15 protein-coding genes are annotated in these 14,825 nt (G+C 72.1%); 11 read left to right on the top strand and 4 right to left on the bottom strand.

The features are described 5' to 3' along the window. Positions 1 to 3 precede the first annotated feature (3 nt). Positions 4 to 405, bottom strand: coding sequence for a hypothetical protein (locus tag ACK8OX_RS17720; RefSeq protein WP_430665554.1), 402 nt, complete (start codon positions 403 to 405; stop codon positions 4 to 6). Positions 406 to 591: 186 nt separating this feature from the next. On the opposite strand from ACK8OX_RS17720, the gene ACK8OX_RS17725 reads away from it, so the two are divergent. From ACK8OX_RS17725 to ACK8OX_RS17755, 7 genes are read left to right on the top strand one after another with little or no spacing between them, the layout of a single operon-like run. Next, positions 592 to 1,476: an isocitrate lyase/PEP mutase family protein gene (locus ACK8OX_RS17725; protein WP_430665555.1), complete on the top strand. Its 885-nt coding sequence runs from the start codon at positions 592 to 594 to the stop codon at positions 1,474 to 1,476. Positions 1,477 to 1,487: 11 nt separating this feature from the next. After that, a complete protein-coding gene (locus ACK8OX_RS17730) occupies positions 1,488 to 2,090 on the top strand; it encodes an HD domain-containing protein (RefSeq protein WP_430665556.1) in 603 nt (200 codons plus the stop codon). A 6-nt stretch (positions 2,091 to 2,096) separates the two neighbouring features. Then, entirely contained in the window at positions 2,097 to 3,470 is a 1,374-nt protein-coding gene (locus ACK8OX_RS17735; RefSeq protein ID WP_430665557.1) for an acyclic terpene utilization AtuA family protein, read from the top strand. Between the two features lie 4 nt (positions 3,471 to 3,474). Next, positions 3,475 to 3,786, top strand: a complete 312-nt coding sequence (locus ACK8OX_RS17740) for a DUF4387 domain-containing protein (protein ID WP_430665558.1) — start codon at positions 3,475 to 3,477, stop codon at positions 3,784 to 3,786. A gap of 5 nt (positions 3,787 to 3,791) precedes the next feature. After that, positions 3,792 to 4,328 (top strand): TRAP transporter small permease, encoded by a 537-nt coding sequence (locus tag ACK8OX_RS17745; RefSeq protein WP_430665559.1) that lies wholly within the window; start codon positions 3,792 to 3,794, stop codon positions 4,326 to 4,328. Positions 4,329 to 4,340: 12 nt separating this feature from the next. Next, entirely contained in the window at positions 4,341 to 5,660 is a 1,320-nt protein-coding gene (locus tag ACK8OX_RS17750; RefSeq protein WP_430665560.1) for a TRAP transporter large permease, read from the top strand. 20 nt (positions 5,661 to 5,680) lie between these two features. Next, complete coding sequence (locus ACK8OX_RS17755; RefSeq protein WP_430665561.1) at positions 5,681 to 6,685, top strand: TRAP transporter substrate-binding protein; 1,005 nt, start codon at positions 5,681 to 5,683, stop codon at positions 6,683 to 6,685. Positions 6,686 to 6,728: 43 nt separating this feature from the next. Here the strand turns inward: ACK8OX_RS17755 and ACK8OX_RS17760 are convergent, their stop codons facing one another. Continuing rightward, entirely contained in the window at positions 6,729 to 7,706 is a 978-nt protein-coding gene (locus tag ACK8OX_RS17760; RefSeq protein WP_430665562.1) for a Bug family tripartite tricarboxylate transporter substrate binding protein, read from the bottom strand. 56 nt (positions 7,707 to 7,762) lie between these two features. After that, positions 7,763 to 8,983: an MFS transporter gene (locus ACK8OX_RS17765; RefSeq protein ID WP_430665563.1), complete on the bottom strand. Its 1,221-nt coding sequence runs from the start codon at positions 8,981 to 8,983 to the stop codon at positions 7,763 to 7,765. Between the two features lie 155 nt (positions 8,984 to 9,138). On the opposite strand from ACK8OX_RS17765, the gene ACK8OX_RS17770 reads away from it, so the two are divergent. Together ACK8OX_RS17770 and ACK8OX_RS17775 are read left to right on the top strand one after the other, a co-directional pair. After that, a complete protein-coding gene (locus tag ACK8OX_RS17770; RefSeq protein WP_430665564.1) occupies positions 9,139 to 10,686 on the top strand; it encodes a UxaA family hydrolase in 1,548 nt (515 codons plus the stop codon). 98 nt (positions 10,687 to 10,784) lie between these two features. Continuing rightward, positions 10,785 to 11,105, top strand: a complete 321-nt coding sequence (locus ACK8OX_RS17775) for a hypothetical protein (protein WP_430665565.1) — start codon at positions 10,785 to 10,787, stop codon at positions 11,103 to 11,105. Here ACK8OX_RS17775 and ACK8OX_RS17780 read toward each other — a convergent pair. Beyond that, positions 11,068 to 11,643, bottom strand: a complete 576-nt coding sequence (locus ACK8OX_RS17780; RefSeq protein WP_430665566.1) for a YgjV family protein — start codon at positions 11,641 to 11,643, stop codon at positions 11,068 to 11,070. The genes ACK8OX_RS17775 and ACK8OX_RS17780 overlap by 38 nt on opposite strands. Positions 11,644 to 11,920: 277 nt before the next feature. Between ACK8OX_RS17780 and ACK8OX_RS17785 the strand changes: the two genes are divergently transcribed. Together ACK8OX_RS17785 and ACK8OX_RS17790 are read left to right on the top strand one after the other, a co-directional pair. Continuing rightward, on the top strand, positions 11,921 to 14,131 hold the full coding sequence (locus ACK8OX_RS17785) for a sensor histidine kinase (RefSeq protein WP_430665567.1): 2,211 nt from the start codon (positions 11,921 to 11,923) through the stop codon (positions 14,129 to 14,131). Next, on the top strand, positions 14,131 to 14,763 hold the full coding sequence (locus ACK8OX_RS17790) for a response regulator transcription factor (RefSeq protein WP_430665568.1): 633 nt from the start codon (positions 14,131 to 14,133) through the stop codon (positions 14,761 to 14,763). The genes ACK8OX_RS17785 and ACK8OX_RS17790 overlap by 1 nt, the downstream gene beginning before the upstream one ends. Positions 14,764 to 14,825: the final 62 nt, after the last annotated feature.

A 14,825-nucleotide genomic window follows, 5' to 3' on the forward strand; every position in this document is an offset into this window, starting at 1 on the left:
CGGTCAGGCCCGGCCGGGCGCGCCCTCGCCGGGTTCGTCCTCCTCGTCCTCGTCCTCGTCCTCCTCGCGCCATTCGCCGGCGGCCAACTCCACCTCGGGCGTCGGGTTCTCGGCCAGGATGGCCGCGGTCTGCTCGTCGAAGGCGGGCACGACCTCGGCGCCATCCGGGCCGGGGGTGGCCATGCCGAGCGCCGCGACGGTCGCGGCCGCGACGCGGGCGGACAGGGCGGCCGCGCGCTCGTCCCGGCACTCGACGACGATCTCGGCATCCTCGCCGTCGCCCTGGACGACCTCGACGAGGAAGAAGTTCGCACCCTCCCGCGGGCCGGATTCCCACTGGCCCTCCTCGGTCCGGTGCATCGGGGTGACGGCGATGGAGACGGGGCTGGCGGCGCTGTCGGACATGGCGGCTCTCCGGTGGTGACGCGGCGGGAGCGCGCGAGGCGCCCTGCGGATGCATCACTGCGCGCGGGTTTCGCCGGCTGTCGAGGGGGAGGTGCCGACCGGCCGATATTGACACTTACTCGCCGGTAACCGCACTCTCGCCGGAACGGCGCCGCCAGGCCGCGCCGACGGGGGATGGGACGAGAGATGGCAGCCAGGACCTCGGCGCTGCGCGCCCTGCTGGATTCCGGGACCTTCCTGCACATGCCCGCGGTCTACGACCCGCTCGGCGCCCGCCTGGTCGCGGCAGCGGGGTTCGAGGCGGCCTATGTCGGCGGCTATGTCAGCGGCGCCTCGCGCGCCGTGTCGGAACCGCTGATCACCATGACGGAACAGGTGGAGATCGCGGGGCTCGCGGCCGCTGCCGTGCCGATCCCCTTCGTCGCGGATGCGGGGGCGGGCTTCGGCGACCCGCTGCACACCATGCGGACGGTGCGCGAATTCGCCCGCGCCGGCATCGCCGGCATCCACATCGAGGACCAGCTCTACCCGAAGCGCGCGCACTACCACAAATACCAGGTGCATGGCGTGCCGATGGAGGAATTCGCCCTCAAGATCCGCTACGCCTGCCGCGCGCGGGACGAGACGGACCGCGACTTCGTCATCATCGCCCGCACCGACACCTGCCGCGAGCACGGCCTGGAGGAGGCGGTGCCGCGGCTGAACCGCGCGGCGGAGGAGGGCGCCGATCTCGGCCTGCTGTTCCCCCGCAACGCGGAGGAGGCGGAGCGTGCGGTGCGCGAATGCCGCCTGCCGCTGGTCTATGTGATGAGCCGCGGCAACCGCGACGGCCGCCCCATCTTCCCCATCTCGGAGCTGAAGCGGATGGGCTACGTCGCCTGCATCGACGCGCAGGTGATGCTGCTGCCCGCCTTCGAGGCGCAGCGCCGGATGCTGACGGAACTGCGCGAGACCGGCCAATTCACGGGCATGGACGAGGCCGGGTTCCGCACCGCGCGCAAGGCGGTGGAGGACATCATCGGGCTCGAGGATTTCTACCGCATCGAGGAAGAGACGGTCGAAGGCCGTTGAGGGGACGCACCATGCCGATCAACATCGACGAGGCCGGGCTCGTCACCATCTTCCCCGAGATCGAAGGGATCCGCGACCCTGCGCTGCGCCGCGGCGTGGTCGCGATCTGGCTGGAGATCGCGCAGGAATGCGCCTGGTCCCGGCTGGAGGACATCCCGAAGAACCTGGAGGCCGAGAAGGGTCGCCGCCTGGTGGACCATGTGCGCGGCGTCACGCGCATCGCGCTGTCCATGGCGGAGACGGCGAAGGACCACAGCGGCACGGAGTACGACCGCGACGCGCTGATCGCCATGTGCCTGCTGCACGATGTCAGCAAGCCGCTGGAATGCGAGCCGGACCCGGATGGCAGGCCCGGCAGCGACCGCGTGCTGGCGGGGCGCAAGAGCAAGCTGGGCAAAATGATCCAGCATGCCGTCTACGCGACCCACAAGTGCTTCGCCCACGGCCTGCCGCTCGAGGTCGCGCATGTGGTGAACACCCACACACACCAGTCCGCCGTGCGCAGCATCACGGTAGAGGGCGCCTACGTGTTCTACGCCGACTACGCCGACAGCGACGCCGTGCTGGTGCCCGCCACCGGCAAGGGGTTCGTCAGCCGCTGGCACATGGAGTAGCGCGCGATGGCCGAGGTCCGCGTCATCGCCGCCACCGGGATGCTGGGGTCCGGCTTCCTGGAATCCAGCTTCATGCGCGGCATCGACCTGCAGCCCCACGTCATCGCCTGCGATGCCGGGTCGTCCGATGGCGGCCCGTCCTATCTCGGCACCGGGCTGCCCTATTTCTCGAAGGAGGCGACGAAGCGCGACCTGCGGCTGATGCTGCTGGGGCGGAATCGGGCGAAGGCGCCGATGATCGTCGGCTCCGCCGGCTTCTCCGGCAGCGATCCCGGCCTCGAATGGATGCGCGACATCGTGCTCGAGATCGCGCGGGAGGAGGGGCTGCGCTTCCGCCTCGGCCTGATCCGGAGCGAGCAGGACAAGGCGTATCTGAAGCGGCGGCTGGGGGAAGGGCGCATCCTGCCGCTCAGCCCCGCGCCCCCGCTCGACGAGGGCGTGATCGACCGCAGTGCCCGCATCGTCGGGGTGATGGGGCAGGAGCCGATCCAGGAGGTGCTCGGGCAGGGGGCCGAGGTGGTGCTGACCGGCCGCGCGACGGACACCGCGCTCTACGCCGCCGTGCCGCTGATGCGGGGCGCCGGCGCGGGCCCGGCCTGGCATGCCGCAAAGACGCTGGAATGCGGCACGGCCGCCACGGTCAGCCGCAAGCGCCCGGACAGCCTCTTTGCCTGGATCCGCGACGATCATTTCGACGTGGCCCCGCTCGACCCGGAAAGCCGCTGCTCGCCGCAGAGCGTCGCCTCCCACACGCTCTACGAGAACGCCGATCCCTTCCGCATCATCGAGCCCTCGGGCGTCATCGACACCGAGCCCGCGGTCTACGCCGCGCTCGACGACCGCACGGTGCGCGTCAGCGGGTCGGCCTTCCGCCATTCGGACCGGGTGACCATCAAGCTGGAAGGGGCGGAGCTCGCGGGCTACCAGACCATCATCGTGGCTGGCGTGCGGGAGCCCTACATCCTCCGCCAGGTCGACACCTGGCTGGAGGGCATGTTCGCGAAGTTCGCCGACCGCGTGGGGGAGATCTTCGGCGGCCGCGTCGGGCCGGGAGACTACGCGATCCGCGTCCGCATCTACGGACGCGACGGCGTGATGGGCGCGCTGGAGCCGCTGGCGCACGAGATCGGGCACGAGGCCTGCCTGGTCTTCTCCGTCACCGCGCAGACGCAGGCGGTGTCGAGGTCCATCGCGAAGTCCTTCAGCCATTTCGCGCTGCACTACCCCATCCCGGAATGGCGCGGCCTGATCAGCGGGCTCGCCTTTCCCTTCACCCCGGCCGAGATCGAGCGCGGGCCGGTCTACCGCTTCAACCTGCACCACGTCGTCGTGCCCGACGGCCCGACCGAGATGTTCCGCACCGAGATGCTGGAGGTCTGAGCGCATGGCGAAACTCGGCGAGCTCGCGCGACTGATCCGCAGCAAGAACGCGGGCCCCTTCGTGCTGACCTTCGACGTGATGTTCGAGGACGAGGCGACCTATCGCCGCGTGCTGGCCAGCGGCGTGCTGACGAAGGAGGTCTTCGCGCGCATCTACCGCCTGCCCCCGGCGGAGGTGATGTTCTTCGAGCACGACCAGGCGCGCGCCATCAAGATCTCGATCCCGCGCCCGACGGTGCAATGCGACCTCGACGACGGCGACGCCTATGGCGGGCAGCAGCACGCGCCGCTCGTCGACCTCGACGTGCCGGGCTGACCGCGATGAGCATGATCCTGCGGCTGGTCGACCGGATCGAGACCTTCGCGATGGCCTTCTTCTTCTCCGCAGCCCTGCTGGTGGGGGCGGGGCAGGTGGTCGCGCGCTACGTCTTCAACACGGGCGTCATGTGGTCCGACCAGGCCTTCGTGAAGTTCACCATCTGGGCGGCGCTGTTCGGCGCGTCCCGCGCGGTGCGGGACGGGCTGCATGTGCGCGTGGACGTGGTGCTGGACCAGTTGCCGCCCGCCGCGCGCCGCCCGGTCGAGATGCTCGGCCTCCTCGTCAACATCGCCTTCTGCGGCGCCATGCTGTGGGCCGCCATCGGCTACACGGATTTCCTGATGATGGTCGGCACCACCAACATCGACAGCGGCCTTCCCGAATGGATCGCCTTCCTCATCACGCCGACCTTCCTGGCGCTGATGTGCCTGCGCTACGCGGCGCTCATCCCCGTCTCGGCGCGGTCGCGGTCGGGGGACCCGTGGAAGCCGGACGTGGCGCCGGGCGAGCGCGCGCCGCCCGCCCCCTCGGTGCATTGAGGGGCGGCGCGCATGGCCACCATCGCGGCGGTGACGATCTTCACCCTCCTCACCCTTCTTGGCCTGCCCATCGCGGTGACGCTCGGCGCCGCCACCATGGTCGCGCTGGCGCTGTTCGACCCCATTCCGCTGCCGCTGCTCGGCCAGAAGCTGCTGGCCAACATCGACAACACCACCCTGATGGCCGTGCCCTTCTTCTTCCTCGCGGCGGCCTTCATGGAGACGGGCGGGATCGTGCGGCGGCTGGTCGGGCTGGCCACCGCAATGGTCGGCCACCTGCGCGGCGGCATCGGCATGACCGGCGTGCTGGCCTGCATGTTCTTCGCCGCCATCTCCGGCTCCTCCGGCGCCACCGTCGCGGCCGTGGGGGGCATCATGATCCCGGCAATGATCGCGCATGGCTATTCCAAGCGCTACGCGGTGGGGTCGATGACCACGGCCGGGTCGCTCGGCATCCTCATCCCGCCTTCGATCCCCATGGTGCTGTACGGCTTCCTCACCGAGACCTCGATCCCGAAGCTGTTCGTGGCCGGCATCCTGCCCGGCATCGTGCTGGGGCTGATGCTGATGGTCCTCGCCCGCCACCTCGCGATCCGCGAGGGCGTGCCGCCGGCGCCGCAGCAGGACTGGGCGGAGCGCCGCCGCGCCTTCGTGGATGCGCTGCCCGCGCTCAGCCTGCCGGCCTTCCTGCTGGTCGGCATCTACGGCTTCCCCGCCTTCGAACTCGGGCCGCTGAAGGTGACGGGCGGCGCCATCTTCACGCCGACCGAGGCGGCGGTGGTCTGCGCCGCCCTGTCCGCGATCATCGGCATCTTCGTCTACCGCGAGGTGACGCTGCCCGGGCTGATCCGCACGATGCTCGACGTCACGCCCCGCGTCGGCATGATCTTCTGGATCACCACCAACGCCATCCTGTTCTCCTTCCTGCTGACGCAGGAAGGCGTGCCGGCCGCGCTGTCCGAGTGGCTGGTCGAGATGCAGATGCCGCAATGGCTGTTCCTGCTGCTGGTCAACCTGGTGCTGATCGTCGCCGGCATCTTCATGGACGGGGTGCCGATGATCCTGCTGTTCATGCCGATGATCTTCCCCGCCGCCGTCTCGCTCGGCATCGACCCGCTGCATCTCTGCATCATCGTGGTGGTGAACATCGAGCTGGCGCTGATCTCGCCCCCGGTGGGGATCAACCTCTACGTCTCCTCCACCATCGCGCGCGTGCCGATCCACGAGGTCGTCGTCTCCTGCCTGCCCTGGGTGGCGGTGGTGGCGCTGATGCTGGTGATCGTCACCTACGTTCCCTGGCTGTCCACCTGGCTTCCTGGCATCCTGTTCTGAACGAGAAGGGAGGAACGACCATGCTGAACCGACGCACCCTCGCCGCCGCCCTGGGCACGGCGCTGGCCGCGCCCGCGGTGGTGCGGGCGCAGCAGCCGCTGCGCGTCATCATCACCAACGAGACGCAGCAGAGCACGCTGAAGGGACAGTCCTGGGACTACTTCAAGCGCGAGCTGGAAGCCGAGATGGGACCCCGCGTGCGGGTGGAGGTGCATCATTCCGGCACGCTCTACGACCAGCGCAGCCAGGTGCAGGCGCTGCAGCTCGGCGCCATCCAGTTCATCTCGCCGGTCACCGGCGTCTACGCCGCCACCGCGCCGAAGCTCGCGGTGCTCGGCCTGCCCTACCTGCTGCCGACCGCGCGCGCGGTGCAGGCGGTGACCGAGGACGAGACGCTGGCGGGCAACCTGTTCGGCGACCTGCGGTCGAAGGCGATGGAGCCGGTGGCCTTCTGGCTGAACGGCGCGCGCGACGTCGGCCGGCCGCGCACCCCCATCCTGCGCCCGGGCGACATGCGCGGCGTGAAGATCCGCGTCCCGCCCGGGCCGGGCTATGTCGAGGCGTTCCGCCAGCTCGGCGCCAATGTCGTCACGATCGACTGGGGCGAAGTGCCGGCCGCGCTGTCCCAGGGGGTGATCGACGCGGTGGAGCCGGTGGCGAATGCCTGGCTCGGCAGCCGCCTCTACGAGATCGCGAACCACATCACCCGCGTCGGCTACGTGCTGGACTTCTACGTCGTCGCCACGAACAAGGTCTGGTGGGACCGCCTGCCGGCGCCGACGAAGGAGGTCATGCGCCGCGTGATGCAGCGCACGACGGAGTGGAACTGGACCAACACCGAACGCGTGAACGAGGAAAGCTACGCACGCATGGCCCAGCTCGGCGCCACCATCCACACCCTGACCCCGCCGCAGCTGGCGGAGTGGAAGGAGGCGATGAAGCCGACCTGGAGCCGCGTCGGCAACCCGTTGGTGGGAGAGGCGGTGATGCGCCGCCTGGCGCAGATCGGCGAGGCGACGAGCTGAGCGTCCCGCCCGCCCCCTTCCTGAAAGGGGGCGGGCGGCCGCTTCATCCCTGCCGCGCGCCGGCGGCCTCCACCGCCTGGCGCCACTTCACCAGCTCCCTCGCATGGAAGGCCGCGGCCTCGGCCGGGGTGGTGCCGGTCACCGTCGCGCCGAGCTCGGCGAGCCGCGCGCGGATCGCGGGCTTCGCCAGCGTCGCGCGCGTCTCGGCCGACAGGCGCTCGATGATCGGCGCGGGCGTGCCGGCGGGGGCGAAGAACATCACCCAGGCGCCGGCATCGAAGCCCGGCACCGTCTCCGCCACCGTCGGCACGCCGGGCAGCAGGGGCGACCGCTCGGCCCCGGTGATCGCCAGCGCGCGCACGCGGTTGTCGGCCAGGAAGGGCGGCAGGGTCAGGATGCCCTCGATGCACATCTGCACCTCGCCCGACAGGATCGCCTGCACCGTCACCAGCCCGCCGCGATAGGGCACATGCGTCGCGTTGAGCCCCGTGGCCGCGCGGATCATCTCCATCGCCAGGTGGTTGGTCGCGCCGACGCCGGAGGAGGCGTAGTTCAGCCGCCCCGGATTGGCCTTGGAATGCTCCACCAGCTCCGCCAGCGTGCGCGCGGGCAGGGTGGGGGAGATGACCAGCACCTGCGGGAAGCTGACCATGTGCGTCACCGCCACGAAGTCGCGCGCGACGTCGAAGGGCAGGTTCGGCATCACCGCGGGGTTGATCGCCATGTTGCCCGGCGAGCCGACCAGGAAGGTGTCGCCATCCGGCCGGGCCCGCGCCGCCGCCTCGGTCCCGATGCTGCCGCCCGCGCCGGTGCGGCTTTCGACGAAGAAGTTGGCGCCCATCCGTTCCGACAGGTCCTGCGCGACCAGCCGCGCGACGACATCGACGGCGGAACCGGGGGTGAAGGGGAAGATGAAGCGCACCGGCCCGCGCGGCCAGGCCGGCTGCTGCGCCAGCGCGGAGGCAGGCAGGCCGGCGGCGAGCGAGAGCAGGCCGCGGCGGCCGAGGGCGATGGTCGTCATGGTTCGGTTTCCTCCTGCGCGCAGGGTGATGCGGCGGGCAGGGGAAGCGCAAGCCGTCAGCCGCGGTCATGCTCCGCCGGCGCCGCCTCGGCCCGCGCATCGCGCAGCATCGCGACGCCGATCAGCAGGGAGGGAACCGAACAGGCGACGAAGCCCGCGCCGTGGCTGCCCGTTAGGCCGAGCGTCAGCGCGTAGAGCAACGGCAGGCCGAGCCCGCCGATCTGGCCGAAGGACAGCACGCCGCCGGTCGCCGCGCCGCGCCGGTCCGGCGGCGCCAGGCGCGCGGCCTCGGCCAGCAGCACGCCGTTCCAGGACAGCGCCGTCATGCTGAGGCAGGCGGCCAGCACCCACAGCACCGGCGTCGGCGAGATCGAGCCGACGACGCCGAGCAGCGCGGCGCCCACCGCCATGCCGATCGACAGCGACGCGATCAGGACCCCCGGCGGGACCAGCACGCTGCCGACCCAGCCCCAGAAGACCCGCCCCGGCACCGCGATCAGCGACGCCATCGAGAAGACGAAGCCAGCCGTCGCCAGCCCATGCCCCAGTGCCGTCAGGTAGACGACGAAATAGGCGATGAAGACCGATTGCAGCCCGTTGCAGGCGAAGCAGGCCAGCGACAGGCGCCGCAACTCCCGCCCGCGCGTCACGGCCAGCAGGGTGGTGCGGAAATCCGACAGGCGGATCGGATGGGTGGGCACGCGGTCCGCATCGAATTCCCGCCGCAGCGGCTGGAGCGCGAGGGCGAGGGCGGCGCAGGCAGCGGCCGTGGCCAGCATCGCGCCCCGCCAGCCCCACCACTGCGTCAGCAGCGGGCCAAGCAGCCCGGCCAGCAGCAGCGCCACCGGCACCGCGGTCTGCTTCAGCGAGAAGACGAGCGGCGCGTAGCGCGGCGGCGAATAGCGGCCGAGCAGGTGGGAACTCGCCGGGGTGGACACCGCGCCGCCGCCGCCGCCGATGATCGCGGACAGCGCGAACAGCCAGAGCGGACCGGCCACCGCCGCCACCGAGGCCACGGCCAGCATCGCCAGCGCCGCCTGGCTCAGCCGCATCGCGCCGTGGCGGAGGATGAACCCGCCGCAGCCCAGCTGGAACACCAGCGACGCCGCCGCCCCGATCGCGACATAGATGCCGAGCCAGGCGGGGTCGAGCCGCAGATCGTCCAGGATCGCCGGCGCGATGACGGAAGGCAGGTTCCGCCCCACCGTGGCCACCGTCTGCTGCAGGAACATCGCGCCGAGGACGAGAAGGAGCAGGTTGGCCGTCTTGCTTCGCATCCCGCCCCTTTCCAGGCCCGCCGGATCGCGCCCGCGGCGCCGGCCGGCCCAGCATAGGGCCTGGCTGCCGCCGGCGGAAACGCCCGGCCGGGGGGCTGGCCCGGACCGGCCCCGTCGGGGCAAAGTCCCGCGGTGACGCCAGGGGGAAGGGCCCGATGATCGATCTTCACGCCAAGCAGATGAACGGGCCCGTCATCCGCCTGCACCCCGAGGACAACGTCGTCGTCGCCCGCGTCGACGTCGAGCCCGGCACCTCCATCCCCGGGGAGAACGTGGTGGCCCGCCAGAAGGCGCCGGCCGGCTACAAGATCGCGACCCGGCACCTCCGCAAGGGCGACCCGGTGCTGAAATACCAGGTCACCATCGGCTTCGCGGCCGAGGACATGCCCGCGGGCACGATGCTGCACGGCCACAACATCGAGTTCCGCGAATTCGACCGCGACCCCGCCATCGGCCGCGACTACCGCCCGGTCGATCCCATCCCCGACGCGCAACGCAAGACCTTCCAGGGCTTCGTCCGCGCCGATGGCCGCGTCGGCACGCGCAACACCATCGCGGTGGTCTCCACCGTCAACTGCTCCGCCACCGTGGCGCATGCGGTGGCGGACTGGTTCACGCCGGAACGGCTGGCCGAATGGCCGAACGTGGACGGCGTCGCGGCCTTCACCCATTCCACCGGCTGCGGGATGGAATTGTCGGGCGAGCCGATGCAGCTGCTGCGCCGCACCCTCGGCGGCTACATGCGCCATGCCAATGTGGCGGGCGTGCTGGTGGTGGGCCTCGGCTGCGAGCGCAACCAGATTGCCGGCCTGCTGGCCGAACAGGGCCTCTCGCCCGGCCCGCTGCTGCGGACCATGGTGATGCAGGAGGTCGGCGGCACGAAGAAGTCCATCGAGGCCGGCATCGCCGCCGTGAGGGAGATGCTGCCCGAGGCCAACCGCGCGACGCGCAGCACCGTCCCGGCTTCGCATCTCTGCGTCGGGCTGCAATGCGGGGGCTCGGACGGCTTCTCCTCCATCACCGCCAACCCCGCGCTGGGTGCGGCGATCGACCTGCTGGCGCGCCACGGCGGCACCGGCATCCTGTCCGAGACGCCGGAAATCTACGGCGTGGAGCACACGCTGACGCGCCGCGCCGCCAGCCGCGAGATCGGCGAGAAGCTGCTGGAGCGCATCCGCTGGTGGAAGGATGTCTACGCCGCGGGTCGCGACACGCAGATCAACGGCGTGGTCAGCCCGGGCAACCAGGCCGGCGGGCTCGCCAACATCCTCGAGAAGTCGCTCGGCGCGATGATGAAGGGCGGCACCGGGCCGCTGATGGGCGTCTACCGCTATGCCGAGCCGGTGACGGCGAAGGGCTTCGTGTTCATGGACACGCCGGGCTTCGACCCGGTCTCGGCCACCGGCCAGGTCGCGGGGGGCGCGAACATGATCGCCTTCACCACCGGCCGCGGCAGCATGTACGGGGCGAAGCCCGTGCCCTCCATCAAGCTGGCCACCAACACGCCGATGTACCGCCGCCTGATGGACGACATGGACATCAACTGCGGCGAGATCCTGGACGGCACCGCGACCCTGGCGGAGATGGGGGAGAGGATCCTGGACCTGATGCTGCGCGTGGCGTCGGGGGAGCGGACGAAGAGCGAGGAACTCGGCCTCGGCAAGCACGAATTCGCGCCCTGGCAGATCGGCATCACGGGATGAGGCGGATGCGTTGACGCGCATCAAGGACGGCGCCGCCCGGCCCCGCCACCCTGCGCCGGCGGGACGAACCGCGGGCCGGTGACGGAGGAGGGGCGGCGATGAGGCGGACCTGGCGGCGCATTCCCATCGCGGTGCGCTTCTTCGTCATCCATGCGCTGGTCGGCTTCGGGCTGGGGACGCTGCTGACGGCGGCGCTGGTCTGGGCCGATCCCGGCGGGGCGGCCACCATCATCTGCCGCGCGCCCGGCCATCCCGGCCCGCTGCTGCTGCTGTGGTTCTTCCTGTCCCTGACGCTCGGCGGGGTGCAGAGCGCGGCGGCGGTGATGCTGCTGGGCTATCCCGACCCGCCGAAGGACCCGCCCCGCGGCACCCGCGCGCCCGTCACGCCCCTGCCGGCGCAGGCCTCCCAGCGCGGCTGACCACCCGCCGCGCCCGGCGGTCGCGCAGGAAGCCGAGCGCCAGCGCCGTCAGCGACAGGGTGTCGGAACCCAGGCCGAAGACGGACCCGACCATCAGGTTGTGCGCCGTCCAGAACAGCACCGACACCATGAAGCACAGGCGCAGCCGCTGCGTGTCCGTCTGCAGCCGCCCGACCGCGCCCCCAAGCTGCCCCGCCAGCGACAGCGCCGAGGGCAGGCCCGTCCAGGTCAGCGCCGTCGCGCCCGCCGCGGCCACGGCCGTGAGGCCGACGACGCCGATGCGCAGCGCCCGCCCCCGCAGCGCCACCACGGCGATGCCCTGCGCGACCCCCGCCATGCACATCGCCGCCGCCGTCGGCGCGCCGAGCAGCAGGTAGTGCAGCGCGAACAGCAGAGAGCACAGCACCTGCACCGACAGGATCGCCCGCCGCTGCCGCAGCAACGGCCAGGTGCAGGCCGAGCCGAGCGCCATCAGGCCGGCGATGCTGGCCGGCTGCGCAAGGTCGGGCAGCCAGGGGAGGAGGGAGGGAAGGGACACGCGGGGCTCCGCCGGCCCCGCCTCGGGGCGCGGGCACGCAGGGGTTGGGAAGGCACCGTCACTATGCGGCGCGGTCGTTCTTCGCAGTTGCAGCATGACTGCATGGCTGCATCGCCGGCCCGACCGATACCGCCAGGGCCGCCAAGCTGCATCGTTTCATGGGACCGCAACCTGGGCGGGAAACGCCTTGCTTCCGCTGCGGCGGCCATGGTAGCGGCGCCGCGTCGGGGCGTGCGTCGCGATGGAGTGACGCGGGTGTCCTTCCGGGACCGGGTGGATGCAGCTGACCATGGCGCAGGACGGGCCGGTCTCCGGCAAGGCCGGGGGGGTGGCGGGGGGCCGCAGGCCGCCGCGGCTGCGAAGCTACCTGTTCGGGCTGCTCGCGCTGGTCATCGTGCCCATCGCGGGGGCGTCCGCGGTGGCGGTCTGGCAGACGGCCTCGGCCTATCGCGACCTGTTCCACACCCGTCTGAAGGACACCGCCGCCGCGCTGTCCCTCGCGCTCGACAGCGAGGTCGAGCGCATCCGGCCGATGATCGACCTGCTCGCGACCTCGCCCCTGCTGGACGAACCGCAGGATCTGCAGGAGACCTACCAACGGGCCCATCGCCTGGGGGAGGCGCTGGGCAGCCGTGTGTGGCTGCGCGGGCCGGGGCCGGAGTACCGGCCGCTGTTCAACACAGCCCTGCCCTGGGGCACGGCGCTGGACGCCACCGTCTCGCCGCAGGTGGTCGCAGGGTTGCGGCGCGCCGCCTGGCAGGGCCGGGCGGTGGCGGGGGACCTCGCGACCACGCCGCTCGGCCCCGCCATCGCGCTGATCGCGCCGGTGCGCCGCGAGGGGCGGGACCTCGGCTATATCGGCGCCAGCATCCCGATCGAGCGGCTGGCTGCCGTGCTGGCCACGGAAGGTCTCGCCGCGCCGGCCTTCGCCACGCTGACCGACGGGAATTTCCGGGTGATCGCCCGGTCCCACGACCACAGCGCCTTCGTCGGGCGCGACGTGCCCTCCTGGTACCGCGACGCGATCGAGGAACGGGATTCCGGCATCCTGCGCGGCCCGGCTATCGAGGGCCGGCTGATGGTCTTCGCCTTCGCCCGCCTGCCGCATGCGCCCGGCTGGACCGTCGTCGTGGCGGAGCCGGAATCGGTCTTCCTGCGGGATTTCGCGGCGCCGATCCTGGGTGTCGGCGCGGCCGTCGCCTTCGCCGTCGCGCTCTCCATCGCCGGGGGCAGCCTGCTCTCCGCCGGCCTGCTGCGCGCGGCGCGCGCCGCCCGCAGCGAGGCCACGACGGCCGGACCCCTGGCCAGGGCAGGCCGCATCCGCGTGGCGGAGTTCGAGGAGATGGCCGCCGCCCATGCCCGGACCGAGGCCGAACGCGCGCGCCAGGCAGATGCCGCGGCGCGGGAACGCGCGCTGCTGGTCGCCGTGGTCGAGGGCACGGGGGAGGCGGTCTGGATCCTCGATGCCGCGGGGGCCTTCGTGCTGCTGAACGGCGCCGCCCGCGCCCTGCTGGGCGAGGCGGGGGAGTCCGCCTTCCGCGACGCCATCGCCGCCCCCACCGCGCGGGTCGCGCAGGCTGGGGGCAGCGAACTGGTGGAGGTCGCGCTCGCCTCCGCGGCGGCGCCGACGCGCAGCTTCCTTGTCCACCTCGCCACCTGGAACGACGCCGATGGCCGCATCCTCGGCACCGTCGGCACGGCGCGGGACGTCACGGCGCTGCGCGGCAGCGAGGCGCGGCTGCACGCCGCGGAGCAGGACATCCAGCACCTGGCCCGTCGCATCACGAGCGAGGCGATGGCCAATGGCCTGGCGCATGAGCTGAGCCAGCCCCTTGCCGCCGCCGGCGCCTTCCTGGGCGGCGCGCTGAACCTGATCGCGCCGGACCATCCGGACCCGCGCGTGGCGCGCGCGCGCGGCGCGCTGGAGAAGCTGTCGGCGCAGCTGCACCGCGCGGGCGACATCATCTCCCAGCTGCGCCGCTTCGTCAGCCGCGTGCAGGACGAGGCGCAGAGCCTGCCGCCCGGCGAGGTGGTGCGCGAAGCCGTGGCCTTCGCCGAGGCCGGGCTGCGCGCCGCGCATCCGGTCTCGGTGGAGGTCGCGGTGCAGCCGGGGCTGCCGGTGCTGGTGCTGCGCCGCGTGGCGGTGCAGCAGGTGGTGGTCAACCTGGTGCGCAACGCGATCGAGGCGGTGGCCTCCCTCCCACCCCACCCGGACCGGCGGGTTCGCGTGGCGGTGCGGGCCGGCGCGACGCCGGCCGAGGTGGAGGTGGAGGTGGCCGATGACGGCCCGGGCCTGCCGGCCGAGGTCGCGCGGCAGCTGTTCCAGCCCTTCCTCTCCACCAAGCCGGACGGCATGGGCTTCGGCCTGTCGATCTGCCGCACCATCGTGGAAGCGCATGGCGGCCGCATCGCCGCCGCGCCCGGCCCGCGCGGCGGCACCGTCTTCACCTTCACCCTGCACGACATGGACAGCCTGGAGACCGACTGATGCCCGCCGACCCGTCGCCCGCCGTCGTCGCCATCGTCGACGACGATGCCAGCCTGCGGGAAGGGCTGGACCTGCTGCTCGGCACCCGCGGCTATGCCGTGGAGACCTTCGCCAGCGCGGAGGAGTTCCTGGCGCGGCCCGGCGGGGCGGATCCGGCCTGCCTCGTCGCCGATGTGCGGCTGGGCCCCGGGATGGACGGCGTCGCGCTGGTCGCGGCGCTGCGGGCGCGCGGCGGGCGGCTGCCGGTCATCATGCTGACCGGGCATGCGGATGTGGACCTGGCGGTGCGCGCCATGCGGGCGGGCGCCTTCGACTTCCTGGAGAAGCCGTTCGAGACGGAGCGCCTGCTGGCGGCGGTGGCGGAAGGCATCGCGCAGGCGCCCGCCGCGGCGCGGCCCGACGCGGCGGAAGCCGCCCGCGCGCGGGTGGCCGCGCTGACCCCGCGGGAGCAGCAGGTGCTCGCCTCCCTCGTCGGCGGCAACGCCAACAAGAACGTCGCCCATGCGCTGGGCATCAGCATGCGCACCGTGGCGGCGCACCGCGCGGCGGTGATGGAGAAGCTCGGCGTGCGGTCCTTCGCGCAAGCGGTCCGCCTCGCGGTCTCAGCGGGACTCGTCGCCGAGGAGCCGTGACCGGGCAGGGCCGCGGCGGTCGTTGCCGCCCCCATTGACATTTCATACAGGATGATGTGCCG

It is taken from the genome of Falsiroseomonas sp. CW058 (assembly GCF_050563535.1).
Classification (GTDB): domain Bacteria; phylum Pseudomonadota; class Alphaproteobacteria; order Acetobacterales; family Acetobacteraceae; genus Falsiroseomonas.